The sequence below is a fragment of the Demequina pelophila genome (genome assembly GCF_000971175.1).
In the GTDB taxonomy this organism is placed as follows: domain Bacteria; phylum Actinomycetota; class Actinomycetes; order Actinomycetales; family Demequinaceae; genus Demequina; species Demequina pelophila.
The window spans coordinates 249,337-272,793 of sequence record NZ_BBLY01000005.1 but is presented as its reverse complement, the minus strand read 5'-3'; the positions used below and the strand labels follow the sequence as shown (position 1 = coordinate 272,793).

The 23,457-nt window shown below is 71.0% G+C and carries 35 protein-coding genes; 33 read left to right on the top strand and 2 right to left on the bottom strand.

Translation table 11 applies throughout. The features are described from left to right. The first annotated feature begins 9 nt into the window (after positions 1-9). The 27 genes from rplN (at position 10) to AOM03_RS09170 (ending at position 16,835) form a co-directional block, all read left to right on the top strand. A complete protein-coding gene (gene rplN, locus AOM03_RS09300; protein ID WP_062380623.1) occupies positions 10-381 on the top strand; it encodes a 50S ribosomal protein L14 in 372 nt (123 codons plus the stop codon). Continuing rightward, entirely contained in the window at positions 381-719 is a 339-nt protein-coding gene (gene rplX, locus AOM03_RS09295) for a 50S ribosomal protein L24 (RefSeq protein WP_062380620.1), read from the top strand. The genes rplN and rplX overlap by 1 nt, the downstream gene beginning before the upstream one ends. Next, entirely contained in the window at positions 719-1,279 is a 561-nt protein-coding gene (gene rplE, locus AOM03_RS09290; RefSeq protein ID WP_062380612.1) for a 50S ribosomal protein L5, read from the top strand. The genes rplX and rplE overlap by 1 nt, the downstream gene beginning before the upstream one ends. Before the next feature lie 3 nt (positions 1,280-1,282). Further along, positions 1,283-1,468 (top strand): type Z 30S ribosomal protein S14, encoded by a 186-nt coding sequence (locus AOM03_RS09285; protein ID WP_042213145.1) that lies wholly within the window; start codon positions 1,283-1,285, stop codon positions 1,466-1,468. Between the two features lie 57 nt (positions 1,469-1,525). Further along, positions 1,526-1,924: a 30S ribosomal protein S8 gene (gene rpsH / locus AOM03_RS09280; RefSeq protein ID WP_062380610.1), complete on the top strand. Its 399-nt coding sequence runs from the start codon at positions 1,526-1,528 to the stop codon at positions 1,922-1,924. A gap of 21 nt (positions 1,925-1,945) precedes the next feature. Beyond that, positions 1,946-2,482 carry a 50S ribosomal protein L6 gene (gene rplF / locus AOM03_RS09275; protein ID WP_062380608.1) on the top strand — a complete coding sequence of 179 codons (537 nt, stop codon included), beginning with the start codon at positions 1,946-1,948 and terminating at the stop codon, positions 2,480-2,482. A gap of 3 nt (positions 2,483-2,485) precedes the next feature. Continuing rightward, on the top strand, positions 2,486-2,857 hold the full coding sequence (rplR, locus tag AOM03_RS09270) for a 50S ribosomal protein L18 (RefSeq protein ID WP_062380606.1): 372 nt from the start codon (positions 2,486-2,488) through the stop codon (positions 2,855-2,857). A 23-nt stretch (positions 2,858-2,880) separates the two neighbouring features. Then, positions 2,881-3,453 carry a 30S ribosomal protein S5 gene (gene rpsE / locus AOM03_RS09265; protein ID WP_062380604.1) on the top strand — a complete coding sequence of 191 codons (573 nt, stop codon included), beginning with the start codon at positions 2,881-2,883 and terminating at the stop codon, positions 3,451-3,453. Continuing rightward, the gene (rpmD, locus tag AOM03_RS09260; RefSeq protein ID WP_062380602.1) at positions 3,453-3,635 is read left to right on the top strand and encodes a 50S ribosomal protein L30; all 183 of its coding nucleotides are present in this window, start codon (positions 3,453-3,455) and stop codon (positions 3,633-3,635) included. Before rpsE ends, rpmD begins: the two co-directional genes overlap by 1 nt. Beyond that, entirely contained in the window at positions 3,635-4,222 is a 588-nt protein-coding gene (rplO, locus tag AOM03_RS09255; protein WP_082092292.1) for a 50S ribosomal protein L15, read from the top strand. The genes rpmD and rplO overlap by 1 nt, the downstream gene beginning before the upstream one ends. A 75-nt stretch (positions 4,223-4,297) precedes the next feature. Next, the gene (gene secY / locus AOM03_RS09250) at positions 4,298-5,596 is read left to right on the top strand and encodes a preprotein translocase subunit SecY (protein WP_062380599.1); all 1,299 of its coding nucleotides are present in this window, start codon (positions 4,298-4,300) and stop codon (positions 5,594-5,596) included. Further along, positions 5,596-6,159, top strand: coding sequence for an adenylate kinase (locus tag AOM03_RS09245; protein ID WP_062380597.1), 564 nt, complete (start codon positions 5,596-5,598; stop codon positions 6,157-6,159). Before secY ends, AOM03_RS09245 begins: the two co-directional genes overlap by 1 nt. Beyond that, on the top strand, positions 6,160-6,969 hold the full coding sequence (map, locus tag AOM03_RS09240) for a type I methionyl aminopeptidase (protein WP_062380595.1): 810 nt from the start codon (positions 6,160-6,162) through the stop codon (positions 6,967-6,969). It begins immediately after the preceding gene. Positions 6,970-7,218: 249 nt separating this feature from the next. Further along, on the top strand, positions 7,219-7,884 hold the full coding sequence (locus AOM03_RS09235; protein ID WP_062380593.1) for a hypothetical protein: 666 nt from the start codon (positions 7,219-7,221) through the stop codon (positions 7,882-7,884). 119 nt (positions 7,885-8,003) lie between these two features. Next, complete coding sequence (locus tag AOM03_RS09230) at positions 8,004-8,600, top strand: hypothetical protein (RefSeq protein WP_062380591.1); 597 nt, start codon at positions 8,004-8,006, stop codon at positions 8,598-8,600. Between the two features lie 165 nt (positions 8,601-8,765). Next, the gene (gene infA, locus AOM03_RS09225; RefSeq protein WP_042213122.1) at positions 8,766-8,987 is read left to right on the top strand and encodes a translation initiation factor IF-1; all 222 of its coding nucleotides are present in this window, start codon (positions 8,766-8,768) and stop codon (positions 8,985-8,987) included. Positions 8,988-9,036: 49 nt separating this feature from the next. Continuing rightward, the gene (gene rpmJ, locus AOM03_RS09220; RefSeq protein WP_061960951.1) at positions 9,037-9,150 is read left to right on the top strand and encodes a 50S ribosomal protein L36; all 114 of its coding nucleotides are present in this window, start codon (positions 9,037-9,039) and stop codon (positions 9,148-9,150) included. A 126-nt stretch (positions 9,151-9,276) separates the two neighbouring features. Then, positions 9,277-9,645, top strand: a complete 369-nt coding sequence (gene rpsM / locus AOM03_RS09215; protein ID WP_062380589.1) for a 30S ribosomal protein S13 — start codon at positions 9,277-9,279, stop codon at positions 9,643-9,645. A gap of 3 nt (positions 9,646-9,648) precedes the next feature. Further along, positions 9,649-10,038, top strand: coding sequence for a 30S ribosomal protein S11 (gene rpsK, locus AOM03_RS09210; protein ID WP_061963598.1), 390 nt, complete (start codon positions 9,649-9,651; stop codon positions 10,036-10,038). 150 nt (positions 10,039-10,188) lie between these two features. Further along, complete coding sequence (locus tag AOM03_RS09205) at positions 10,189-11,181, top strand: DNA-directed RNA polymerase subunit alpha (protein WP_062380587.1); 993 nt, start codon at positions 10,189-10,191, stop codon at positions 11,179-11,181. A gap of 18 nt (positions 11,182-11,199) precedes the next feature. Beyond that, positions 11,200-11,733: a 50S ribosomal protein L17 gene (gene rplQ / locus AOM03_RS09200; protein ID WP_062380585.1), complete on the top strand. Its 534-nt coding sequence runs from the start codon at positions 11,200-11,202 to the stop codon at positions 11,731-11,733. 29 nt (positions 11,734-11,762) lie between these two features. Beyond that, entirely contained in the window at positions 11,763-12,623 is an 861-nt protein-coding gene (truA, locus tag AOM03_RS09195) for a tRNA pseudouridine(38-40) synthase TruA (protein ID WP_062380583.1), read from the top strand. Positions 12,624-12,806: 183 nt separating this feature from the next. Then, entirely contained in the window at positions 12,807-13,250 is a 444-nt protein-coding gene (gene rplM / locus AOM03_RS09190) for a 50S ribosomal protein L13 (protein WP_062380581.1), read from the top strand. Positions 13,251-13,282: 32 nt separating this feature from the next. After that, positions 13,283-13,759 (top strand): 30S ribosomal protein S9, encoded by a 477-nt coding sequence (rpsI, locus tag AOM03_RS09185; RefSeq protein ID WP_062380579.1) that lies wholly within the window; start codon positions 13,283-13,285, stop codon positions 13,757-13,759. Positions 13,760-13,767: 8 nt separating this feature from the next. Beyond that, complete coding sequence (glmM, locus tag AOM03_RS09180) at positions 13,768-15,129, top strand: phosphoglucosamine mutase (protein ID WP_062380577.1); 1,362 nt, start codon at positions 13,768-13,770, stop codon at positions 15,127-15,129. Between the two features lie 95 nt (positions 15,130-15,224). Continuing rightward, complete coding sequence (locus AOM03_RS09175; RefSeq protein ID WP_062380575.1) at positions 15,225-15,992, top strand: DedA family protein; 768 nt, start codon at positions 15,225-15,227, stop codon at positions 15,990-15,992. A 90-nt stretch (positions 15,993-16,082) separates the two neighbouring features. Continuing rightward, complete coding sequence (locus AOM03_RS09170) at positions 16,083-16,835, top strand: DedA family protein (protein WP_062380573.1); 753 nt, start codon at positions 16,083-16,085, stop codon at positions 16,833-16,835. A 9-nt stretch (positions 16,836-16,844) separates the two neighbouring features. Here the strand turns inward: AOM03_RS09170 and coaA are convergent, their stop codons facing one another. Then, complete coding sequence (gene coaA / locus AOM03_RS09165) at positions 16,845-17,819, bottom strand: type I pantothenate kinase (RefSeq protein ID WP_062380570.1); 975 nt, start codon at positions 17,817-17,819, stop codon at positions 16,845-16,847. A gap of 52 nt (positions 17,820-17,871) precedes the next feature. Here coaA and glmS point away from each other — a divergent pair, with 52 nt between their 5' ends. The 6 genes from glmS to rimI are packed head-to-tail and all read left to right on the top strand — an operon-like array spanning position 17,872 to position 22,775. Continuing rightward, on the top strand, positions 17,872-19,737 hold the full coding sequence (glmS, locus tag AOM03_RS09160) for a glutamine--fructose-6-phosphate transaminase (isomerizing) (protein WP_062380568.1): 1,866 nt from the start codon (positions 17,872-17,874) through the stop codon (positions 19,735-19,737). Between the two features lie 2 nt (positions 19,738-19,739). Then, a complete protein-coding gene (locus AOM03_RS09155) occupies positions 19,740-20,093 on the top strand; it encodes a holo-ACP synthase (RefSeq protein WP_062380566.1) in 354 nt (117 codons plus the stop codon). Continuing rightward, positions 20,093-21,193: an alanine racemase gene (gene alr, locus AOM03_RS09150; protein ID WP_062380564.1), complete on the top strand. Its 1,101-nt coding sequence runs from the start codon at positions 20,093-20,095 to the stop codon at positions 21,191-21,193. The genes AOM03_RS09155 and alr overlap by 1 nt, the downstream gene beginning before the upstream one ends. Further along, the gene (tsaE, locus tag AOM03_RS09145; protein WP_062380562.1) at positions 21,190-21,681 is read left to right on the top strand and encodes a tRNA (adenosine(37)-N6)-threonylcarbamoyltransferase complex ATPase subunit type 1 TsaE; all 492 of its coding nucleotides are present in this window, start codon (positions 21,190-21,192) and stop codon (positions 21,679-21,681) included. Before alr ends, tsaE begins: the two co-directional genes overlap by 4 nt. Before the next feature lie 4 nt (positions 21,682-21,685). Next, positions 21,686-22,291 carry a tRNA (adenosine(37)-N6)-threonylcarbamoyltransferase complex dimerization subunit type 1 TsaB gene (gene tsaB / locus AOM03_RS09140; protein ID WP_062380560.1) on the top strand — a complete coding sequence of 202 codons (606 nt, stop codon included), beginning with the start codon at positions 21,686-21,688 and terminating at the stop codon, positions 22,289-22,291. Positions 22,292-22,295: 4 nt separating this feature from the next. Next, positions 22,296-22,775: a ribosomal protein S18-alanine N-acetyltransferase gene (gene rimI / locus AOM03_RS09135; RefSeq protein WP_156157693.1), complete on the top strand. Its 480-nt coding sequence runs from the start codon at positions 22,296-22,298 to the stop codon at positions 22,773-22,775. Between the two features lie 15 nt (positions 22,776-22,790). Here rimI and AOM03_RS09130 read toward each other — a convergent pair whose 3' ends face one another. Beyond that, a complete protein-coding gene (locus AOM03_RS09130) occupies positions 22,791-23,405 on the bottom strand; it encodes a malonic semialdehyde reductase (RefSeq protein ID WP_062380556.1) in 615 nt (204 codons plus the stop codon). Positions 23,406-23,457 lie beyond the last annotated feature (52 nt).

The following is a 23,457-nucleotide window of genomic DNA, read 5'->3' as shown; positions in this document are numbered from 1 at the left end:
GAGACACACATGATTCAGCAGGAGTCGCGACTGCGCGTCGCCGACAACACGGGTGCGAAGGAAGTCCTCTGCATCCGCGTGCTCGGTGGCTCGCAGCGTCGCTACGCCGGCATCGGCGACGTCATCGTCGCCTCCGTCAAGGACGCGATCCCCGGCGGCAACGTCAAGAAGGGCGACGTCGTCAAGGCGGTCGTCGTGCGCACCACCAAGGAGCGCCGCCGTCCCGACGGCTCGTACATCCGTTTCGACGAGAACGCCGCGGTGATCCTCAAGAACCTCGACGGTGACCCGCGCGGCACCCGCATCTTCGGCCCCGTGGGCCGCGAGCTGCGCGACAAGAAGTTCATGAAGATCATCTCGCTGGCACCGGAGGTCATCTGATGGCGAAGATCAAGAAGGGCGACCTCGTGGTCGTCATCGCCGGCCGTGACCGCGGTCAGCAGGGCCGCGTGCTGTCCGTCGACCCGGAGCGCGAGCGCGTCGTGGTCGAGGGCATCCAGCGCGTGACCAAGCACATCAAGCCGGGCACCCGCCGCGACAACGCGGAGGGCGGCCTCGTCACCGTCGAGGCCCCGCTTCACATCTCGAACGTGATGCTCGTGGACCCGGAGACCAAGAAGGGCACCCGTGTGGGCTACCGCACGGACGAGGTCGAGCGTGACGGACGCAAGCGCCAGGTGCGCGTGCGTGTCGCCAAGCGCTCGGGTAAGGACGTCTGATGACTGCCGCGACCACCACGCCGCGTCTCAAGGACAAGTACCGCAACGAGATCATCGCGAAGCTCCGCGAGGAGTTCGGCCACGAGAACATCAACCAGGTCGCCGGCCTCACCAAGGTCGTCGTCAACATGGGTGTGGGCGACGCCGCGAAGGACTCGAAGCTCATCGAGGGCGCGATCGCGGACCTCACCGCGATCACCGGCCAGAAGCCGCAGGTCACCAAGGCCCGCAAGTCCATCGCGCAGTTCAAGCTGCGCGAGGGTCAGCCGATCGGCGCGCACGTCACGCTGCGCGGCGACCGCATGTGGGAGTTCCTGGACCGCCTGCTCTCCATCGCGCTGCCCCGCATCCGCGACTTCCGCGGCCTCAGCCCCAAGCAGTTCGACGGCAACGGCAACTACACCTTCGGTCTCACCGAGCAGTCGATGTTCCACGAGATCAACCAGGACAAGATCGACCGCGTCCGTGGCATGGACATCACCGTAGTGACCACCGCCACGACCGACGACGAGGGCCGCTCGCTGCTCAAGCAGCTGGGCTTCCCCTTCAAGGAGAAGTAGGACATGGCCAAGACTGCGCTGAAGAACAAGGCCGCCGGCAAGCAGAAGTTCGCCGTCCGCGCCTACACCCGGTGCCAGAAGTGCGGTCGTCCGCACTCGGTGTACCGCAAGTTCGGCCTCTGCCGCGTGTGCTTCCGCGAGATGGCTCACCGCGGTGAGCTGCCCGGGATCACCAAGAGCAGCTGGTAAACCACTACGCCACAGGTCCCCTCTCGGGAAACCACGGCGAGGAAGAGTTCAACACTCATGACGATGACTGACCCCATCGCAGACATGCTGACGCGTCTGCGTAACGCGAACGCGGCCTACCACGAGTCCGTGTCGATGCCGCACTCCAAGCTCAAGGCGAACATCGCCACGATCCTGGAGTCCGAGGGCTACATCTCCGGCTCGTCCGTCGAGGACGCCGAGGTGGGCAAGACCCTCACCCTCACGCTGAAGTACGGCCCGAACCGCGAGCGCTCGCTCGCCGGTGTGCGCCGTGTGTCGAAGCCCGGTCTCCGCGTCTACGCGAAGTCCACCAACCTCCCCAAGGTCCTGGGCGGCCTCGGCGTGGCCATCCTGTCCACCTCCTCCGGTCTGCTGACCGACCGCGAGGCCGAGAAGAAGGGCGTCGGCGGCGAGGTCGTCGCGTTCGTCTGGTAACCGGAAAGGAAGACTGAAGCAATGTCTCGCATTGGCAAGCTCCCCGTTCCGGTTCCCTCCGGAGTGGACATCTCTATCGACGGCGCCGACGTCACGGTCAAGGGCCCCAAGGGCTCGCTGACCCACACCGTCGCCTCGCCGATCACCGTCGCCCAGGGCGACGAGGGCCTCGAGGTCGCGCGTCCGAACGACGAGCGCCTCTCGAAGTCGCTGCACGGCCTCACCCGCACCCTGATCGCGAACATGGTCCAGGGCGTGACCCAGGGCTACGAGAAGAAGCTCGAGATCGTCGGTACCGGTTACCGCGTCGCGCTGAAGGGCAAGGACCTCGAGTTCGCGCTCGGCTTCTCGCACCCGGTGGTCGTGACCCCGCCCGAGGGCATCACCTTCACGGTCGAGAGCCCCACCAGGTTCACCGTTGCCGGCATCAGCAAGCAGCAGGTGGGCGAGGTTGCGGCGAACATCCGCAAGATTCGCAAGCCCGAGCCGTACAAGGGCAAGGGTGTCCGCTACGCCGGCGAGCAGGTCCGCCGCAAGGCAGGAAAGACGGGTAAGTAAGACATGGGTATCGCAATCAAGGGCAAGGGCAAGGCCATCGCGCGCAAGCGCCGCCACTTCCGCCTGCGCAAGAAGATCTCCGGCACCACCGCCCGTCCCCGCCTCGTCGTGACCCGCTCGAGCCGCCACATGGTCGCGCAGATCGTCGACGACACCGTGGGCAAGACGCTCGCGTCGGCGTCGACCCTCGAGGCCGACGTGCGTGCGCTCGACGGCGACAAGACCGCCAAGGCCACCAAGGTCGGCGAGCTCGTCGCCGAGCGTGCCAAGGCTGCCGGCATCGACGCGGTCGTGTTCGACCGCGGCGGCAACAAGTACCACGGCCGCGTCGCCGCCGTGGCCGACGGCGCCCGAGAGGCGGGCCTCGCCCTCTAAGGGCGGGCCAGGAACGAGGAATTATGGCTGACAACAACAGCGGCCGTCGCGGGGGCAACCGTCGCGACAACGAGCCGGAGAACAAGTTCGTCGAGCGCGTCGTCACCATCAACCGCGTCGCCAAGGTCGTGAAGGGCGGTCGCCGCTTCAGCTTCACCGCCCTGGTGGTCGTGGGCGACGGCGAGGGCAACGTCGGCATCGGCTACGGCAAGGCGAAGGAGGTGCCGGCCGCCATCTCCAAGGGAGTCGAGGAGGCCAAGCGCTCCTTCTTCCGCGTGCCGCGCATCCAGGGCACCATCCCGCACGCCGTGCAGGGTGAGGCCGCCGCGGGTGTCGTGTTCCTGCGCCCCGCGTCCCCGGGTACCGGTGTGATCGCCGGTGGTCCGGTGCGCGCGGTGCTCGAGTGCGCCGGCATCCACGACGTGCTGAGCAAGTCGCTCGGCTCGTCCAACGCGATCAACATCGTCCACGCGACGGTCGACGCCCTCAAGCGCCTCGAGCGCCCCGAGGCCGTGGCCGCCCGTCGTGGCAAGGCCGTGGAGGACGTGGCCCCGGCCGCGATGCTCCGCGCGCAGGCTGCGGGGGTGAACTCGTAATGGCACGACTCAAGGTCGTTCAGAAGAAGTCGACGATCGGCGTGAAGCCGGCGCACCGCGAGACCATGCGGTCGCTCGGCCTCAAGCGCATCGGCGACATCGTCGTCAAGGAGGACCGTCCCGAGATTCGCGGGATGGTCAAGGCGGTCGACCACCTGGTCGCCGTGGAGGAGGTTGACTGATGGCCGAGGACAACAAGACGGCGGAGACCGTCGAGGAGACCCCCGCCAAGAAGCCGGCCGCCAAGAAGGCTCCGGCCAAGAAGCCGGCCGCCAAGAAGGCTGCTGAGGAGAAGGCGCCCGTCGAGGAGCAGGCCGACAAGGCCGCGACCCTCAAGGTGCACCACCTCCGTCCGGCCCCCGGCGCGCACACCCGCAAGACCCGTGTGGGTCGTGGTGAGGCGTCGAAGGGCAAGACGGCCGGTCGCGGTACCAAGGGTACGGGCGCCCGCTACCAGGTGCCCGAGCGCTTCGAGGGCGGCCAGACGCCGCTCCACATGCGCCTTCCGAAGCTGCGCGGCTTCAAGAGCCCCTTCAAGGTCCAGTACCAGGTCGTCAACGTCGGCCAGATCGGGGACCTGTTCCCCGAAGGCGGCGACGTGACCAAGGCCGACCTTGTCGCCAAGGGCGCTGTGCGCAAGAACCAGCCGGTCAAGGTGCTCGGCGACGGCGACATCGCCGTCAAGGTCACCGTCGTGGACGCCGACAAGGTGTCCCAGTCGGCCAAGACCAAGATCGAGGCCGCGGGCGGCTCGGTCAACGAGGGTTAAGATTCCGCCGGGCCCGTCCGCAATGGACGGGCCCGGTGGCGTCTCTCGTTCCATCACACCCGCTATGGAGGATCCATGCTGAGTGGCTTCGTCAACGCGTTCCGCACGCCCGATCTGCGGAGGAAGCTCCTCTTCACTATCGGCATCATCGCCATCTACCGACTCGGGGTCTCGATCCCCACTCCGGGTGTCGACTTTTCGAACGTCCAGCAGTGTCTCAACCAGACGAGCACCAACTCGGCGTTCCAGATCCTGAACCTGTTCTCCGGCGGCGCACTGCTGCAGCTGTCGGTCTTCGCGCTGGGCATCATGCCGTACATCACGGCGTCGATCATGGTGCAGCTGCTCAGGGTCCTCATCCCGCGCTTCGAGACGCTCCACAAGGAGGGCGCCGAGGGGCAGGCCAAGCTCACGCAGTACACGCGCTACATCACGGTGGGCTTCGCGGCCATCCAGTCCGCGTCGTACATCACCATGGCGCGCAACGGCATCTTCTTCCCGGGCTGCTCCGTGCCCGTGATCCCGAACGACTCGTGGATGGTCATCGCCGGCATGGTGCTCACCATGACCGCGGGCACCGTCCTCATCATGTGGCTCGGTGAGCGCATCACGGAGCGGGGCGTCGGCAACGGCATGTCGCTGCTGATCTTCACCTCCGTGGCCGCATCGTTCCCGGGCGCGGTGTCCACGATCTGGTCGTCGTCCGACGGCATCCGCAACACGATCCTCGTCGCGCTCATGCTGCTCGTCGTCATCGTCGCGGTCGTGTTCGTCGAGCAGTCGCAGCGCCGCATCCCCGTCCAGTACGCCAAGCGCATGGTGGGCCGCAAGATGCTGGGTGGCTCGTCCACCTACATCCCGTTGAAGATCAACATGGCCGGCATCATCCCGGTGATCTTCGCCTCCTCGCTGCTCACCATCCCGCAGGTGATCTCGCAGTTCCAGGGCACCAACCAGTCCGACTGGGTGATCTGGCTCAACAACAATCTGGTGAGCCCCAGCGCCCCGCTGCACATCGCGCTCTACATCCTGCTGATCGTGTTCTTCGCGTACTTCTACACGGCGATCACCTTCAACCCGACCGAGGTCGCGGACAACATGAAGAAGTACGGCGGCTTCATCCCCGGCATCCGCCCGGGCACCCCGACCGCCGAGTTCCTCGACTACGTGCTGTCCCGCATCACCGCGGCCGGCTCGCTGTACCTCGCGATCGTGGCGCTGGCGCCGACGCTCCTGTTCGTCGCCCTCGGCCTGTCCGCGTCGATCCCGTTCGGCGGCACCTCGATCCTGATCCTCGTGGGCGTCGGTCTCGACACCGTCAAGCGGATCCAGTCCCAGCTCGAGCAGCGTCACTACGAAGGGTTCCTCAAGTAATGCGTGCAGTCCTCCTTGGTCCTCCCGGTGCCGGCAAGGGCACCCAGGCCGCTCGCCTGGTCGAGCGCTACGGCGTCCCCGCCATCTCCACCGGCGACATCTTCCGCGCGAACGTGGGCGGCGGCACCGAGCTGGGCCGCCGTGCCAAGGAGTTCATGGACGCGGGCCAGCTGGTGCCCGACGAGGTCACCAACGCCATGGTGCGCGACCGCCTCGCCCAGGACGATGTGCGGGCCGGCTTCCTGCTCGACGGCTACCCGCGCAACCCCGAGCAGGCGGCCGTCCTCGACACGATGCTCGCCGAGCTTGGCGTGGCCCTGGACGTCGCGGTCGAGCTGACGGCGGACGTCGACGTGGTGACCGAGCGCCTGCTCAAGCGGGCCGAGATCGAGGGCCGCGCCGACGACACCGAGCCGGTGATCCGCAAGCGCCTCGAGGTCTACGCCGAGCAGACCGCGCCCGTGGCCGCGTACTACGCGGACAAGGGCCTGCTCGCGCAGGTCGACGGCCTGGGCGAGATCGACGAGGTCACCGCGCGCCTCGTGGCCGCCATCGACCGCTAGATGCGCCGCTCGATCGAGCTCAAGACCCGCGCGCAGATGCGCGTGATGGCGAGCGCCGGGGTGATCGTCGAGCGCGCGCTCGCCGCCGCCAAGGCGGCGGGCGTGGCCGGCGCGACCACCGCTCAGATGGACGCGGCCGCCGCCGCGGTCATCGCCGAGGCGGGGGCGACCTCCAACTTCCTCGGGTACCACGGCTTCCCGGCCACCACCTGCATCTCGGTCAACGAGGAAGTGGTCCACGGCATCCCGGGCGACCGCGTCCTCGCCGAGGGGGACGTGGTCTCCGTCGACTGCGGCGCGATCGTGGACGGCTGGCACGGCGACTCCGCGATCTCCTTCATCGTGGGCGAGCCGCGCGAGGCCGCGGACGTCGCGCTCGTCGACGCGACGCGACAGGGTCTGTGGGCCGGCATCGCGGCCCTGGCCAAGGCCTCCCGCATCGCCGAGGTGTCCGCAGCCATCGAGTCGGTCGCCGACCGTCACCGCCTGCACCCGATCGAGGGCTACGTGGGACACGGCATCGGCACCGCGATGCACCAGGAGCCCGACGTCCCCAACTACCGCGTGCGCGGCCGGGGCGCCAAGGTGCGCCCGGGCCTGTGCGTCGCGATCGAGCCCATGTTCGTCCGCGGCACGTCCGAGTCCGCGGTGCTGGACGACGAGTGGACGGTCGTGTCCCTCGACGGCTCCCGCGCGGCACATTGGGAGCACTCCATCGCGGTGCACGAGGACGGCATCTGGGTGCTCACCGCGACCGACGGCGGCGCGGCGGGACTTGCCCGCCATGGGGTCACGCCCGTCGCTCCCTGAGCCGCGACCCGACCAGGCGCGCTGCCCTCAGCCTGCCAGGCACCGTGCGCAATCGGCTCGGCACCCCGTGACCTCGCTCGAGTCAGGCTCCTACCTGGTGTGATGCATTGCACAGCGGTTCACGAGTCCGTTACCCCAGCGCCACGTGGACGCAAGCACCGGCCCGTAGCCTGCCAAGCGGGCGCCACGGCGGCGCCCGTCAGGTGCGGCGCCCGAACCCCGCGTGCCGCCCCCCGAGGGAGGGCGACGATGGCGCGAGGATTCAGCTACGCACCCGGGGCGAGCCCCGAGATCGAGGAGGCCGGGCGGGCCGGCGTGACGAAGGAGCGCCTCACGGAGCTGGGCGACTCGCGCAACCACCTGGTGCGCGCCGCCATCGCGCGCCGCGAGGACTGCCCGTTCGGGCTCATGGTGCGCCTGGTCAACGACCACCACCCCGAGGTGCGCGCCGCGCTGGCGGGGAACACCCGGCTGCTCGGGTCCGTCTGCGAGCACCTCGCCCGCGACCGGAGCCAGGATGTGCTGGTGGCGCTGTGCGGCAATCCGGCCGCGCCCCTGGCGGTGATCGACGGGCTGGCCATGCACCGCAAGCGGCCGGTCAAGGCCGCCGCAGTGGAGGCGCTCGAGGCGCGGCAGGCGGTTCCGGCGGGGAAGGCCGGCCGTGCCGCCGTGGCGCCGGAACTGCGGGACCGGGTGGCGGGAACGCCGGAGGGGCAGGCGGACCGCGCGCCGGAGCGGGAGCATCCCGCTTCGCCGGGGGAGTCCGAGGCGCTGGCATCCGTCGGAGTCAGAGCCGAAGCCCCAGCAGGGGCCGGGGCGGCGGGCCACGCCGCGGCACAGGATCCGCCCGCGCGGCCACGGCCGACGCGCACCGCCCCCGTGAGGGGGTTCCGGCCCCCGTCCGAGGCCTCGTAGACGCGTCGTGGAGCCTCGTTCGGCCCGGACCGGCCAAGAATTCACCTTCTCGCTACCCGCACCTCAGGTTCTCGACATATCAGTGTCCTACGCTCTCCTGCACAGGAGAGGAGGCCGGCGTGGGTGACGACGGCTGGTCGCGGGCGATGCTGGCCGCTTCCGGAGTCCCCGTCTCGGGTGGGACGAGGGACGATGCGCTGCGCGCGATCGTGATGGAGGCGCGCGCCGCGCGCCTGGGCCGTTCGCGGCTCATCGAGCTGTCGACCCACCGGTCACCGGACGTGCGCGAGGCGATCGCGGCGCGCCACGACTGCCCGCTGGGCGTCCAGGGAGCCCTGCTCCACGATCGTCGTCCCGGGGTGAGGGTCTCGCTCGCCGCGAACCCCATGCTCGCCGGCTCGATCGCCGGTCACCTGGCCCGGGACCGGGACGTTGCCGTGCTCAAGGCGCTGGCGAGGTCGGCCACGGCGCCGGCGGAGGTGCTGCGCCTCCTCGCCGAGCACCGGCGCGAGGATGTGGCGCGGATCGCGCGGCGCGCGCTCGCCGGGGGAGCGGCGCAGGAGGCGGCACGCACGCCGGCGGCCGAGCTCGAGGACGGACCCCGCCCTGCCCGCCCCGTCGAGGCCGACGCGTCTCCGGCTACGGGTCGGGTCGCACGCATGTATGCGCCGCGACCGGTGGCGCGCACCATGGCGCGTCCGGTCCTGCCCCGCTGACCGCGGCCCTGACCGCCGGCGCGGCAGAGCGCCGCGGGGAGGCCTGACCGGCAGGCAGGCGGCACCAGGTCTGGCGGTTGTGAGCGCTTCGCCGATGGCGTATAGTTTTCCGTTGGGCGTTTTTGCGCGCCCGCGTACCCCCGTCCACCAACGTTAGCGGAGTTCATGGCCAAGAAAGACGGAGTCATCGAGGTCGAGGGCGTCGTCGTGGAGGCGCTGCCCAACGCGTCGTTCCGCGTCGAGCTGACCAACGGTCACCTCGTCCTCGCGCACATCTCAGGGAAGATGCGCCAGCACTACATCAGGATCCTCCCCGAGGACCGTGTGGTGGTGGAGTTGAGCCCCTACGACCTGTCTCGCGGCCGCATCGTCTACCGCTACAAGTGAACAACGTCGTCGACGGCCCCTGGGCCGCGCGACGGCGAAGGAAAGAACCATGAAGGTTAAGCCCAGCGTCAAGCCGATCTGCGACAAGTGCAAGGTCATCCGACGCAATGGCCGCGTGATGGTCATCTGCGACAACCTGCGCCACAAGCAGCGTCAGGGCTAGACACACCCCATATCGATCCTCGTTCGACCATATGCATCAAACCCCCGGCTCGGAGGCCGGGGCCCGCGACACTAGGCGGGGCGGTCGAGCGTCAGACCTCCGACTACTGATGGAGTAAAACCAGCAATGGCACGCATCGTTGGAGTCGACATCCCGCGCGACAAGCGCATGGAGATCGCACTCACCTACATCTACGGCATCGGCCGTACCCGCGCCCAGGAGATCCTCGCCGCCACCGGCATCAGCGTGGACCTGCGCGTCAAGGACGCCACCGATGACCAGCTCGTCGCGATCCGCGACTACATCGAGGCCAACTTCACCGTCGAGGGCGACCTGCGCCGCGAGGTGACCGCCGACATCCGCCGCAAGGTCGAGATCGGCAACTACCAGGGTCTGCGTCACCGCCGCGGGATGCCCGTGCGCGGTCAGCGCACGAAGACCAACGCGCGCACGCGCAAGGGCCCCAAGAAGACCGTCGCCGGAAAGAAGAAGTAAGCCATGGCCGCTCCGACTCGCAAGCCGCGCAAGAAGATCAAGAAGACCGTCGCGCACGGTCAGGCGCACATCAAGTCGACCTTCAATAACACGATCATCTCGATCACGGACCCCTCGGGCGCCGTGGTGTCGTGGTCGTCCTCCGGCCAGGTGGGCTTCAAGGGTTCGCGCAAGTCGACCCCCTACGCCGCGCAGATGGCCGCCGAGGCCGCCGCGCGCCGTGCCCAGGACGCCGGCATGAGCAAGGTGGACGTGTTCGTCAAGGGCCCGGGCTCGGGCCGCGACACCGCGATCCGCTCGCTGACGGCCGCCGGCCTCGAGGTGACCTCCATCAAGGACGTCACCCCGCAGGCGCACAACGGCTGCCGCCCGCCCAAGCGTCGCCGCAACTAGCACGCCCGCGCTCAGGCGCAACCGTCGGTCGCGGGCCGATGCACAGCATCGGCCCGTGCACCGTCCCCCTTCAGCTTCTGGCCCCTTCCGGACCGACCCCGGCAGGGTTTTGCGAGCATCAGATAGCGGATGCTCGGAAAGGAAACAAACGTGCTGATCGCACAGCGTCCCACGCTGACCGAGAAGGTCATCGCCGAGAACCGTTCGCAGTTCTCGCTCAAGCCGCTCGAGCCCGGCTTCGGCTACACGCTCGGCAACTCGCTCCGTCGCACCCTGCTGTCGTCCATCCCGGGCGCGGCCATCACCTCGGTGCGCTTCGAGGGCGTGCTGCACGAGTTCACCACCATCGAGGGGGTGAAGGAGGACGTCACCGAGATCCTCCTCAACCTCAAGAACCTGGTGGTGTCGTCGGAGCACGACGAGCCGGTCGTGATGTACCTGCGCAAGTCGGGTGCCGGCGCCGTCACCGGTGCCGACATCGCCCCGCCCGCGGGCGTCGAGATCCACAACCCCGACCTCCACATCGCCACGCTCAACGCGAAGGCGAAGTTCGAGGTGGAGCTCACCGTCGAGCGCGGCCGCGGCTACGTGCCCGCCTCGCTCAACAAGAGCTACGACGCCGAGATCGGTCAGATCCCCGTCGACTCGATCTACTCGCCGGTCCTCAAGGTGACCTACAAGGTCGAGGCCACCCGTGTCGCGCAGCGCACGGACTTCGACGAGCTGATCATCGACGTGGAGACCAAGTCGTCCATCTCGCCGCGCGACGCGCTCGCGTCCGCCGGCTCCACGCTCGTCGAGCTCTTCTCGCTCGCGCGCGGCCTCAACGAGGACGCCGAGGGCATCGAGATCGGCCCGTCGGACACCGACGAGTCGCTCGAGGAGGACTACAACCAGCCGATCGAGGAGCTGAACCTCACCCAGCGGTCCTACAACTGCCTCAAGCGCGAGGGCATCCACACCGTGGGTGAGCTCACCGCGCGCTCCGAGGCGGACCTCATGGACATCCGCAACTTCGGCCAGAAGTCGATCACCGAGGTCAAGGAGAAGCTCGCCGAGCTGGGCTTCTCGCTCAAGGACGGCGCCGTCGAGTACGACGGCGGCTCCGCGGGCGTGTACTTCTCGGGCACCGACGAGCAGTAACAAGGAGAAACTTCACTCATGCCTACCCCCACCAAGGGTGCCCGCCTGGGAGGCGGCCCCGCTCACGAGCGCCAGATGCTCGCCAACCTCGCGCAGAGCCTGTTCGAGCACGGCCGCATCACCACCACGGTGACCAAGGCCAAGCGCCTGCGTCCCTACGCCGAGCGCCTTGTCACCTTCGCCAAGCGCGGCGACCTCGCCTCGCGCCGCAAGGTGCTGGGCATCCTCTCGGACAAGGGCGTCGTGCACACCCTGTTCACGGAGATCGCGCCCGGCTTCGCCGAGCGTGACGGCGGCTACACCCGCATCACCAAGGTCGGCAACCGCAAGGGCGACAACGCGCCCCTCGCGGTGATCGAGCTGGTCGAGGCCGGCGCCCCCGCCAAGAAGGCCGTCGTCAAGGAGGCCGCGAAGGCCGCCGCCAAGGCCGCCCCGGCCGAGGAGGCGCCCGTCGTCGAGGAGACCGTCGAGGTCGCCGCCGACGAGGCCCCCGAGGCCGCCGCTGAGGAGGCCGCCGAGACCGCGGCCGCCGACGAGGCCGAGTCCAAGTAACGCCGCCAGGCATCCCGAGGCGGGTCCGCATGACAGAGCACCATCCTGTCGTGAGGGCCCGCCTCGACCTTTCCTACGACGGCACCGACTTCTCCGGCTGGGCCGTCCAGCCCGAGCTGCGCACCGTCCAGGGCGTGCTCGAGGGCGCCCTCACCCGGATCCTCCGCCAGGAGCGGCCGTCCCGCGTCACCGTCGCCGGCCGCACCGACGCCGGCGTCCACGCGCGCGGCCAGGTCGCCCACGTCGACATCGACGCCGACGCGTGGGCGCGCATGCCGGGCCGCTCCGACCGCACGCCCGCCCAGGGCCTGTACACGCGGCTGGACGGGCTGCTCCCGGACGACGTGGTGATCCGCGCCGTCCGTGTCGCCCCGCCCGGCTTCGACGCGCGGTTCTCGGCCACCGAGCGCCGCTACGCCTACCGTCTCGACGATGGCGTGCCCGACGTGCTGCGGCGTCGTCACGTCGCCCGCTCCAGCCGCCCGCTCGACGTCGACGCCCTCAACGCCGCATCGTCCACCCTGATGGGACTGCGCGACTTCGCGCCCTTCTGCCGGCCGCGCGAGGGCGCCACGACCATCCGCGAGCTCAAGGAGCTGTCCTGGGTGCGCGCGACGTCCGGCCCGGACACCGGCCTCGTGGTGGCCACCGTGCGCGCGGACGCGTTCTGCCACTCGATGGTGCGCTCGCTCGTCGGCGCCCTCGTGGCGGTGGGGGAGGGGCGGCGTGACCTCGACTGGTTCGCGCACGTCGCCGCCGGGACCGAGCGCTCGCAGGCGGTCGCGGTGGCCCCGCCGCAGGGCCTCACGCTCGAGGAGGTCACGTATCCGGAGGATGCGCTGCTGGCCGAGCGCGCCGAGGCTACCCGAGGCCGGCGCACCCTTCCGTGACCGACCCGCCGGGACTTTCCGGTTCGGATTGACCAGCCAGCGCGCGCTCGCGTATCATGGTGCGTCGTTGTGCGTTCCCTCGTGGAGGTGCCTCCCACTCGCCGCCGCAGGACCCGCCGACCGAAACGCTTCGCGATGCCCCGTGCATCGTCCACCCACACGAGTTAGAAGTAAGGCTTCACAGTGCGTACGTATTCTCCCAAGCCGGGTGACGTCACCAAGAACTGGTACGTCATCGACGCTACTGACGTGGTCCTCGGTCGTCTGGCCTCCCAGGCCGCTTCGCTGCTTCGCGGCAAGCACAAGGCGACGTTCGCGCCCCACGTCGACTGCGGTGACTTCGTCATCGTCATCAACGCTGAGAAGGTCGCCCTCTCGGGCGCCAAGCTCACCGACAAGATGGTCTACCGCCACTCGGGCTACCCGGGCGGTCTGTCGGCCGTGCCGATCGGCGAGCTTCTTGAGAAGAACCCCCGCCGCGTGATCGAGAACGCCGTCAAGGGCATGCTGCCCAAGACGAAGCTCGGTGCCGCCCAGCTCAAGCACCTCAAGGTGTACGCGGGTGCCGAGCACCCCCACGCCGCGCAGCAGCCGCAGGCGTTCGAGATCTCCCAGGTCGCGCAGTAATCCGCGGCTGACTTCGAAGGATTGATGAAAAAGTGACCGATGTGACCGAGGTCGACAACGAGACCCCCACCGAGTACACCTCCGAGACCCAGGCCGAGCGCGGCAAGGGTGTCACCAACCTCGCGCCGGGCGCGGGTCTGGGCCGTCGCAAGGAGGCCGTCGCCCGCGTGCGCCTGGTCCCCGGCTCCGGCAAGTGGACCATCAACGGCCGTGAGCTCGAGGACTACTTCCCCAACAAGGTGCACCAGCAGCTCGTGAACTCGCCGTTCGCGCTCCTGGACATCGAGGGCAAGTTCGACGTGCACGCCCGCATCGCCGGCGGCGGCCCCTCGGGCCAGGCCGGTGCGCTGCGCCTGGGCGTCTCGCGCGCGCTGAACGAGATCGACGAGGACAACAACCGCCCGACGCTGAAGAAGGCGGGCTTCCTGTCCCGCGACGCGCGTGCGGTCGAGCGCAAGAAGGCCGGTCTCAAGAAGGCCCGCCGCGCTCCTCAGTACTCCAAGCGCTGATCCAGCGCATGGCGCGACTCTTCGGCACGGACGGTGTCCGGGGCCTCGCCAACCGCGACCTCACGGCGGAGCTGGCGGTCGACCTTGCGGTCGCCGCGGCTCACGTCCTGGGGGAGCGGGGCGAGTTCACCGGGCACCGGCCCCGTGCCGTCATCGGCCGCGACACCCGCGTCTCAGGCGAGTTCCTGGGCGCGGCTGTCGCGGCCGGTCTCGCGTCTGCCGGCGTCGACGTGCTCGACGCGGGCGTGGTCCCCACCCCCGCGGTCGCCTTCCTCACGGGAGCGACCGGGGCGGACCTGGGCGTCGTCATCTCGGCGTCGCACAACCCCATGCCGGACAACGGCATCAAGTTCTTCGCCCGCGGTGGCCACAAGCTCGACGACGCCGTCGAGGCCGCCATCGAGGGCCGTCTCGCCGAGCCGTGGGAGCGTCCCACCGGCGCGGCCGTGGGGCGCATCGTCCCCTCACCGGAGCTCGCCGAGCGCTACGTGACCCACGTGGTCGACGCCGTGCGCTCCTTCGCCGGCACCGAGGCGCCGCTCGACGGCGTCCACCTGGTGGTCGACGCCGCGCACGGCGCCGCGTCCGCGGTGGGTCCGGTCGCGCTCGAGCGCGCCGGCGCCCGCGTGACCGTGATCAACGCGTCCCCCGACGGGCTCAACATCAACGACGGGGTGGGCTCGACTCACCTGAGCGGGCTGCAGACCGCCGTCATCGAGCACGGCGCGGACCTGGGCGTCGCCCTCGACGGCGACGCCGACCGCTGCCTGGCCGTCGACCACACCGGCGCCGTGGTGAACGGCGACCTGATCATGGGCCTGCTGGCGATCGCCATGAACGACGCGGGCTCGCTCTACCGTTCCACCTTGGTCGCCACCGTGATGAGCAACCTGGGCCTGCACCAGGCCATGCGCCGCGCCGGCATCGACATCGTCGAGGCGTCCGTGGGAGACCGCTACGTGCTCGAGGCGATGCGCGAGGGCGGCTTCTCCCTGGGCGGCGAGCAGTCGGGCCACGTCATCGTGTCCGAGCACGCGACCACGGGCGACGGCATCCTCACCGCGCTGCTCGTGGCCGCGCGGGTCGCGACGTCCGGACCCCTGCGTGAGCAGTGCAAGGACATCGAGATCCTGCCGCAGGTGCTGGTCAACGTGAAGAACGCCGACCGCACCCGCGTCCACTCCGACCCGGTGCTGCAGGAGGCGGTCGCGGCGACGCGGAAGACTCTCGGCGACGACGGCCGGGTGCTGCTGCGCCCGTCCGGCACGGAGCCGCTCGTGCGCGTGATGGTCGAGGCCGCCACGGCCGCGGACGCCCAGCACCACGCCGACGTCCTCGCGGACGTGGTCCGGGAGCGCCTGAGCCTCTGAGCGGGTTCCTCCGTCCGGAACCCATCCGTGGTGTCCGGTCCCGATGGGGGACCTTCCCCATGTCGCCGGCCGCGCCCGGCTGAGACACTGGGCACGTGACCGAAGCGCTCAACGACCTCTGGCACATCGTCTTCGGCGGGATCGACGCCTTCGAGGCGTGGATCCTCTCGCTCACCGAGTCGTGGTGGATCTACCCCGGCGTCTGGGCGGTCGCGGCGATCGACGGCTTCTTCCCGGTGGTCCCCAGCGAGTCGGTGGTGATCGCGACCGCGACGGCGTGGGCGCAGACGGGTACCCCATGGGTGTGGCTCATCTGCCTGCTCGCGGCGTTCGGCGCGTGGTGCGGCGACATGCTGATCTACCTCGCCGGCGCGCGCCTCGACGTGCGCCGTCACCCGTTCTTCGCGCGCGAGCGCGTCGCGCGCAGCCTCGTGTGGGCGGAGTCCCAGCTCGAGCGCCGTGGCACGGCGTTCATCATCGCGGCCCGCTTCATCCCCATGGGGCGGCTCGCCGTGAGCGCGATGGCCGGGGCCTTGCGCTACCCGACGCGCCGATTCATGATCATCGACGCGGTGGCCACGGCGATCTGGGCCGGGTACTGGACCGTCCTCGGCGTCGGCGCCGGGTCGCTGTTCGACCACGTGGTCGTGTCGATCGGCGTCGGTGCGCTGGGCGGAGTGCTGCTGGGGCTGGTGACCGACAAGGTGCTGCACCGCCTGGGCTTCGGGGAGCCGGCGCTCGACGCAGCGGGTGACCTGCCCGTTGCGGGGGACGATGCGCGGGAGCCCGCGGGCGTGGCCTCCGGGGGTCGTGGCGGGGACGGCAGCGCGGTGCTGGAGGGCGCGGCGCGTCCGTCCCGCTGAGGCCGCGCGCGTGGCGGCCGACGCCCGTCGGCGCCGGATGGGGGACCTCCCCCATCGCGGTCCCCGGTCGCGCCTGAGAGACTGGGGCGTGTGAACGGCGCCCTGAACGACCTCTGGCACCTCCTCTTCGACTGGATCGATGCGCTCGAGGGGTGGATCCTCACCCTCACCGAGTCGTTCTGGATCTACCCCGGGATCTTTCTGCTGTCGCTCATCGACGGCATCTTCCCGCTGGTCCCCAGCGAGTCCGTGGTCATCGCCTCGGCGACCGCGTGGGCCCAGACCGGGACCCCGTGGGTGTGGCTGACGTTCATCTTCGCCGCCGCCGGCGCCTGGTGCGGCGACCAGCTCGCCTACTGGGTGGGCTCCCGCTTCGACGTGCGGCGGCACCCCTTCTTCGCGCGCGCCCGGGTGCGCAAGACCCTCGACTGGGCGGAGACGACGCTCGAGCGGCGCGGCACGGCGTTCATCATCGCGGCCCGCTTCATCCCCATGGGCCGCGTCGCGGTCAACCTCACGGCCGGGGCGCTGCGCTACCCGCGCCAGTGGTTCATGATCGTCGACGGCGTGGCCGTCATCATCTGGGCCACGTACGGGACCGCTCTCGGCATCTGGGCCGGGTCCATCTTCGAGAACCTGCTCGTGTCCATCGCGGTGGGCATCACCGGCGGCGTGCTGCTGGGCATGCTCGTCGACAAGATCCTCCAGCACATGGGGTTCGGCGAGCCCGAGCTCCCGGACCTCGCCGACCAGATCGAGGAGCGCATCGCGCGGGGCGAGCTCCAGCCCAAGCCCACGCGTCGCGAGCGGCGCGCGGGCGGGGACGCCGCCGAGGCGGAGTGACCCGCCCGCTCAGAGCTTGCGCAGCCGCACCGACTCGATCGTGTGGCGGGCGCCCTTGGTGAGGATGATGGTGGCGCGCCCGCGCGTCGGTGCGATGTTGGTCGCGAGGTTGGGCGCGTTGACGGCGTCCCAGATCTGGGCGGCGACCGCCGTGGCCTGATCGTCCGTCAGGGTCGAGTAGGAGCGGAAGTACGAGTCGTCGCGCGCGAAGGCCGTGGACCGCAGTGCGAGGAAGCGGTCGATGTACCACCGGCGGATGTCCGCCTGCCGGGCGTCGACGTAGATGGAGACGTCGAAGAAGTCGGAGATGTGCAGCTGCTGGCTGCCGGGTTCGCGGCCCGCGGTGGTCTGCAGGACGTTGAGACCCTCGACGATGAGGATGTCCGGCTGGCGCACGACCACCTGCTCGTCGGGCACGATGTCGTAGACCTGGTGCGAGTACACGGGCGCCCGGACCTCCTCGGCGCCGGACTTCACCTGGAGCACGAACTCGCGCAGCGCGCGCCGGTCGTACGACTCGGGGAAGCCCTTGCGGGCCATGAGGCCCCGCTCCTCGAGCACCGCGTTGGGGTGGAGGAACCCGTCCGTGGTCACCAGTTCGACGTGGGGGGAGCTGGGCCAGCGGGCCATGAGCTCGCGCAGCAGGCGCGCGGTGGTGGACTTGCCGACGGCCACGGAGCCGGCGACGCCGATGATGAACGGCGTGCGCGACGCGCGCTCGCCCAGGAACTCGCTCGTCGCGCGGTGGAGCTGTCCGGTCGCGCCCGAGTACAGGTCGAGCAGGCGCGACAGCGGGCGGTAGATGCGGTCCACCTCGGCGAGGTCCACCGGGTCTCCGAGGCCGCGGACCTTCGCGATGTCCTCCTCGGTGAGGGGGAGCGGCGTCGCGTCCGCCAGCGCGGCCCACTCGTCGCGGGTGAGGGTGACGTACGGGGTGCCCTCGTCGGATCGACGTGCCTCGTTCACGCGACCATTGTGGCGCATCGTCCCCCGTGTCCCGCATTCCGCGCCGGGGCGCGCCCGTAGACTCGCCCCCATGTGTGGAATCGTCGGATACGTGGGCGGGGGTGCGCCCGGAGCGCGCGCCGAGGGCGTCGTCATGGGAGGCCTCGCGCGGCTCGAGTACCGCGGCTACGACTCGGCGGGCATCGCGGTCGTCACGGCGGACGATGCGGCGGTCGCCATGCGCAAGAAGGCCGGCAAGCTGGTCAACCTGGCCAAGGAGCTCGCGGAGCGGCCCATCGACCACGGCACCGCCGCGATCGGCCACACCCGGTGGGCGACGCACGGCGCCCCCACGGACGCGAACGCGCACCCGCACCTCGCCGCGGGCGGCCGCATCGCGATCATCCACAACGGGATCATCGAGAACTTCTCCGCGCTGCGCGCCGAGCTCGAGGCCGAGGGCATCGAGTTCCTCTCCGAGACGGACACCGAGGCGACCGGCCACCTGCTCGCGCGGGAGGTGGAGACGGGCGCGAGCCTCGCGGAGGCGATGCGCACCATCACGCGCCGACTGGAGGGCGCGTTCACGCTGCTGGCGGTCGACGCCCGCGAGCCGCGCACGGTGGTGGGCGCGCGCCGCAACAGCCCCCTGGTGGTGGGCCTGGGCGAGGGGGAGAACTTCTTGGGCTCGGATGTGGTCGCGTTCATCGAGCACACCCGCACCGCGCTCGAGCTCGAGCAGGACGAGGTCGTGGAGATCACGCCCGAGGGCGTCACGATCACGGATCGCTCGGGCCATGTGGTCGAGCGCGAGCCCTACACGGTGGACTGGGACGCGTCCGCGGCGCAGAAGGGCGGCTTCGCCACCTTCATGGAGAAGGAGATCCACGACCAGCCCGAGGCGGTCGCGGACACGCTGCGCGGCCGCATCGACGAGCACGGCAAGCTCCACCTGGACGAGGGCCTGGTGCACGAGGCCCTGCTGGCGTCGGTGGACAAGATCATCATCGTCGCGTGCGGCACGGCCTCGTACGCGGGCCTGGTGGGCCGGTACGCGATCGAGCACTGGTGCCGCATCCCGGTCGAGGTCGAGCTCGCCCACGAGTTCCGCTACCGCGACCCGGTGGTCAACGTCCGCACGCTCGTGGTCGCCATCTCCCAGTCGGGCGAGACGATGGACACGATCATGGCGGTGCGCCACGCGCAGCGGCAGGGCGCGCCCGTGATCGCGATCGTCAACGCGCAGGGCTCGACCATCGCCCGCGAGGCCGACGCGGTGCTGTACACGCGCGCCGGCCCGGAGATCGCGGTCGCCTCGACCAAGGCGTTCCTGGCCCAGATCACCGCGACGTTCCTGCTGGGCATCTACCTCGCGGAGCTGCGCGGCAACAAGTTCCCCGACGAGATCGAGGCGCTGCTGAGCCAGCTCGACGAGATCCCGGCGAAGATCCAGCGCGTCATCGACACCTCGGAGGGCATCCGCGAGGTCGCCCGCTCGATGGCGGACGAGCGCACGGTGCTGTTCCTGGGCCGCCACGTGGGCTTCCCGGTCGCGCTCGAGGGCGCGCTCAAGCTCAAGGAGCTCGCCTACATCCACGCCGAGGGCTTCGCCGCGGGAGAGCTCAAGCACGGACCCATCGCGCTGGTCGAGCCCGGCCAGCCGGTGTTCATCGTGCTGCCCAGCCCGCGCGGCCGCGAGTCCCTGCACGCCAAGGTCATCTCCAACGTGCAGGAGGTCCGCGCCCGCGGCGCCCGCACCTTCGTCATCGCGGAGGAGGGCGACACGGAGGCGGCCAACCACGCCGAGCAGGTGTTCTACGTGCCCAACGCGCCCGTGCTCATGACGCCGCTGCTCCAGGTGGTGCCGCTGCAGATCTTCGCCCTCGAGCTCGCCGCGGCCAAGGGCTACGACGTCGACCAGCCGCGCAACCTCGCGAAGTCCGTCACGGTGGAGTAGCCGTGGCCATCCTGGGCCTGGGCATCGACGTCGTGGAGATCGCGCGCTTCGAGCAGACGCTCGAGCGCTCGCCCGGTTTCCTCGACCGGGTCTTCACGCCCGCCGAGCGCGAGCTGGGACCCGCGAGCCTGGCCGCGCGGTGGGCCGCGAAGGAGGCGCTCGCCAAGGCGCTGGGCGCCCCCGCGGGGCTGAGCTGGCAGGACTGCGAGGTGCACCGCGTCGACGGGGGAGCGCCGCGCATCGAGGTGCGCGGCGCGATCGCCGCCCGCGCGCAGGAGTTGGGGATCACGCGCTTCCACGTGTCCCTGTCGCACGACGCGGGGATCGCCTCCGCGGTGGTCATCGGGGAGGACTGATGCGGCTCACGGTCACGGTCGACTACGCGGCCATCACGCGCAACGTGGACCGACTGCGGGCGTGCGCCTCCGGCTCCGCGCTCATGGCGGTGGTCAAGGCGGACGCGTACGGCCACGGGCTCGTGCCCGCGGCGCGCGCCGCCCGCGAGGGCGGCGCCGCGTGGCTGGGCGTCGCCCAGCCCGACGAGGCGCTCGCGCTGCGCGCCGCTGGCGACACGGGACGGGTGCTCACCTGGCTGTACGGGCCCGCCGTGCCCGCACGGGAACTGGTGGCCGCGGACGTGGATGTCAGCGCATCGTCCCCCGAGGTGCTCGCACGCATCGCTGAGGGGGCCCGCGAGGCGGGCCGCGTCGCGCGCGTCCACCTGTGCCTCGACACGGGGCTGTCGCGCGAGGGCGTGCGGCCCGAGGGCCTCGACGCGCTGCTGGACGCCGCGGCGGCGGCGGACGATGCGGTGCGCGTCGTAGGCGCGTGGTCGCACCTGGCCTGGGCGGACGCGCCGGGGCATCCGACCATCGACGCCCAGGCGGAGGTGTTCCGCGCCGGGCTCGCCCGTATCGAGGCGCGGGGGATCGCGCTCGAGGTGCGCCACCTCGCGAACTCGGCGGCCACCCTCACCCGGCCCGACCTGCACTTCGACCTGGTCCGGCCCGGCATCGCGGTGTACGGCCTGCCGCCGGTGGAGGACCCGTCGGGCGCGGCGTTCGGCCTCGAGCCGGCGATGCGGGTCACGGCGGCGCTCGCGCTGGTGAAGGACGCGCCCGCGCGCGCCGGCGTGAGCTACGGGCACGACTACGTGACGCCGCGGGACACCCGGCTGGGGCTCGTCTCGGCCGGCTACGCGGACGGGATCTTCCGCTCGGCGGGCAACACGGCGGAGGTGGCCGTGGGCGGCCGGCGTCACCGCATCGCCGGCCGCGTGTGCATGGACCAGGTGGTGCTCGACCTGGGCCCCGACGCGACCGAGCGCGCCGGGGACGAGGTGGTGCTCGTGGGCGCCGACGGCCCCAGCGCGCGCGAGTGGGCGGACTGGCTGGGCACCATCGCCTATGAGATCGTGTGCCGATTCGGCGGACTGAAGGAGAAGCGCCCCGCATGACCGCGACGTTCACGGCGTCCGACGCCGCCCAGATGCGCGCGCTCGCGCGCGACGTGCTCGCGCCCCACCTGCGCGCCGGCGACGTCGTGCTGCTCACGGGCGACCTGGGCGCCGGCAAGACCACGTTCACGCAGGGCCTGGGCGACGCCCTGGGCGTGCGCGGGCCCATCGCGAGCCCCACCTTCATCATCGCGCGCACCCACCCGTCCGAGGTGGGCGGGCCGGCTCTCATCCACGTCGACGCCTATCGGCTGAACTCGCTCGCCGAGCTCGACGACCTCGACCTCGACGCGACCGTGGACGACGCGGTCACCGTGGTCGAGTGGGGCGAGGACCGCGCCGAGCAGCTGTCCGAGGACCGCGTGCACGTCGTCATCGCGCGCACCCGGGGCGGCCAGGTGGACATGGAGCGCCCCGACGAGGGGGACCGCACGGTGGCCTTCACCCTGTTCGGGGAGCGCTGGTCCGGCGTGTCCCTCGTAGGCTAGGGCCGTGATTCTCGCCCTCGACACCTCCTCCGCGATCTCGGTCGCGCTCGTCTACCGCGGCCAGGTGCTCGCGCGCCGCTCGGAGTTCCACCCGCGCGGTCACGCCGAGCTGCTGTCCGGGCTCGTGCGCGAGGTGCTCGACCAGGCCGGCGCGTCCGGCGGGGACATCGAGCGCATCGTCGTGGGCACCGGGCCCGCGCCGTTCACGGGGCTGCGGGTGGGGCTCGTGACGGCGCGCACGCTGGGCCGGGTGTGGGGCGTGCCGGTCGACGGCGTGTGCTCGCTCGACGCGATCGGCGCGGCCTGGGCCGGCGAGGCCACGGTGGCGGCCGATGCGCGGCGCCGGGAGGTCTACTGGGCCACCTATCGCGACGGCGTCCGTGTGGCGGGCCCCGAGGTCGCCAAGCCCGGGGACGTGCCCGCCATGGGTGCGGTCGTGGGTCGCGGCGCGCTGCTGTACGCGGACGAGTTTCCCGGTGCGGTCGAGGGCGATCCCGACCCCGCGCTGCTGGTGGCCGTGGCGGCGCGGCTGCGCGAGGCCGGCGAGGCGCTGTGCACCGAGCCGCTGTACCTGCGCCGGCCCGACGTGCACGGCGTCCCCGGGGCGTGAGCCGGTGCCTGCGCCGGTGGTGCTGCGCGACCTGACCCGGGCGGACCTGCCCTGGATGGCCCAGGTCGAGCGCGACCTGTTCGGCCCCTCCGCGTGGTCCGAGTCGCTCATCCGCGAGGACTTCCGCTACGGCTCCACGCGGTACCGGGGGGCCGAGTTCGAGGGTGCGCTGGTGGCCTACGCGGTGTACGGCTACGACGGCGACGCCTTCCACCTCATGAACCTGGCGGTTGTGCCCGCCGCGCGGCGGCGCGGGATCGCGAGGACGCTGCTGCTCGAGTTCCTCGCGGAGGCGCGCGCCCAGGGTGCCCCGGATGCGTGGCTCGAGGTGGCGGTGACCAACGAGGCGGCGCTCGCGCTGTACCGCGCCCACGGCTTCGAGGACGTGCGCGTGCGCCGGAAGTACTACCAGCCCGAGGGCGTCGATGCGCTCGTCATGCGGGTGCCGCTCGGGGACGCCGCTGGGGATGCCGTCGTCGGGTGACGTCGGCGGGTGGCGCTAGCGGGTGACGACCGCGGTGTCCGCGGGGATGCGGCCCTTGCGCTCGCCCGCACCGTGGTCGGGCGCCGGGTGGCCGATGCCCAGCACCACCTCGGCACGCCAGTGCTCGGGGAGCAGTGCATCGGTCAGCGCGGCCCGGTCGATGCCGCCATAGGGGCGCACGGCGAGGCCCTCGCCGCGCAGGGCCACGATGACGTAGCCCAGTTGCAGCATCGCGCCGCCGTGCGCGATCGCGCCGCGTCCGGCCGGGTCGGACTCGAAGCGGCCGTGGATCTCCGGGAAGCCCGGCGAGGTGAGCTCGTGGTGGTCGTGGAAGCGATCGTCGTGCGCGGCGACCACGAGCAGCGGCGCCCGCTCGAGCTTGGGCCGGTTGCCCGGCATCGCGGCGGCGATGACGGCGGAGCGGGCCTCCTGCGATGCGGCCACCACCAGCCGCAGCGGCTGCGTGTTCTGGCTGGTCGGGCCCCACTTCGCCAGGTCCCACACGCGCGACACGACCTCCGGGTCCACGGGCCGGTCCGCAAAGGCGATCGCGGAGCGGGCGTCGAGGAACAGGGCTCGGCGCGCCGCGTCGTCGAGGGTGAAGGCGGGGGCGGGGTTGGTCTGCGTCATGGGATCCAGGATGGCGCATGCGCCGCGGCGCACCGTCCGCCGTTGGGCCCGG

Coding starts and splice junctions, on each gene's coding strand:
- rplN (WP_062380623.1), top strand. CDS start 10: ATGATTCAGCAGGAGTCGCGACTGCGCGTCGCCGACAACACGGGTGCG.
- rplX (WP_062380620.1), top strand. CDS start 381: ATGGCGAAGATCAAGAAGGGCGACCTCGTGGTCGTCATCGCCGGCCGT.
- rplE (WP_062380612.1), top strand. CDS start 719: ATGACTGCCGCGACCACCACGCCGCGTCTCAAGGACAAGTACCGCAAC.
- AOM03_RS09285 (WP_042213145.1), top strand. CDS start 1,283: ATGGCCAAGACTGCGCTGAAGAACAAGGCCGCCGGCAAGCAGAAGTTC.
- rpsH (WP_062380610.1), top strand. CDS start 1,526: ATGACGATGACTGACCCCATCGCAGACATGCTGACGCGTCTGCGTAAC.
- rplF (WP_062380608.1), top strand. CDS start 1,946: ATGTCTCGCATTGGCAAGCTCCCCGTTCCGGTTCCCTCCGGAGTGGAC.
- rplR (WP_062380606.1), top strand. CDS start 2,486: ATGGGTATCGCAATCAAGGGCAAGGGCAAGGCCATCGCGCGCAAGCGC.
- rpsE (WP_062380604.1), top strand. CDS start 2,881: ATGGCTGACAACAACAGCGGCCGTCGCGGGGGCAACCGTCGCGACAAC.
- rpmD (WP_062380602.1), top strand. CDS start 3,453: ATGGCACGACTCAAGGTCGTTCAGAAGAAGTCGACGATCGGCGTGAAG.
- rplO (WP_082092292.1), top strand. CDS start 3,635: ATGGCCGAGGACAACAAGACGGCGGAGACCGTCGAGGAGACCCCCGCC.
- secY (WP_062380599.1), top strand. CDS start 4,298: ATGCTGAGTGGCTTCGTCAACGCGTTCCGCACGCCCGATCTGCGGAGG.
- AOM03_RS09245 (WP_062380597.1), top strand. CDS start 5,596: ATGCGTGCAGTCCTCCTTGGTCCTCCCGGTGCCGGCAAGGGCACCCAG.
- map (WP_062380595.1), top strand. CDS start 6,160: ATGCGCCGCTCGATCGAGCTCAAGACCCGCGCGCAGATGCGCGTGATG.
- AOM03_RS09235 (WP_062380593.1), top strand. CDS start 7,219: ATGGCGCGAGGATTCAGCTACGCACCCGGGGCGAGCCCCGAGATCGAG.
- infA (WP_042213122.1), top strand. CDS start 8,766: ATGGCCAAGAAAGACGGAGTCATCGAGGTCGAGGGCGTCGTCGTGGAG.
- rpmJ (WP_061960951.1), top strand. CDS start 9,037: ATGAAGGTTAAGCCCAGCGTCAAGCCGATCTGCGACAAGTGCAAGGTC.
- rpsM (WP_062380589.1), top strand. CDS start 9,277: ATGGCACGCATCGTTGGAGTCGACATCCCGCGCGACAAGCGCATGGAG.
- rpsK (WP_061963598.1), top strand. CDS start 9,649: ATGGCCGCTCCGACTCGCAAGCCGCGCAAGAAGATCAAGAAGACCGTC.
- rplQ (WP_062380585.1), top strand. CDS start 11,200: ATGCCTACCCCCACCAAGGGTGCCCGCCTGGGAGGCGGCCCCGCTCAC.
- truA (WP_062380583.1), top strand. CDS start 11,763: ATGACAGAGCACCATCCTGTCGTGAGGGCCCGCCTCGACCTTTCCTAC.
- glmM (WP_062380577.1), top strand. CDS start 13,768: ATGGCGCGACTCTTCGGCACGGACGGTGTCCGGGGCCTCGCCAACCGC.
- coaA (WP_062380570.1), bottom strand. CDS start 17,819: ATGCGCCACAATGGTCGCGTGAACGAGGCACGTCGATCCGACGAGGGC.
- glmS (WP_062380568.1), top strand. CDS start 17,872: ATGTGTGGAATCGTCGGATACGTGGGCGGGGGTGCGCCCGGAGCGCGC.
- alr (WP_062380564.1), top strand. CDS start 20,093: ATGCGGCTCACGGTCACGGTCGACTACGCGGCCATCACGCGCAACGTG.
- tsaE (WP_062380562.1), top strand. CDS start 21,190: ATGACCGCGACGTTCACGGCGTCCGACGCCGCCCAGATGCGCGCGCTC.
- AOM03_RS09130 (WP_062380556.1), bottom strand. CDS start 23,405: ATGACGCAGACCAACCCCGCCCCCGCCTTCACCCTCGACGACGCGGCG.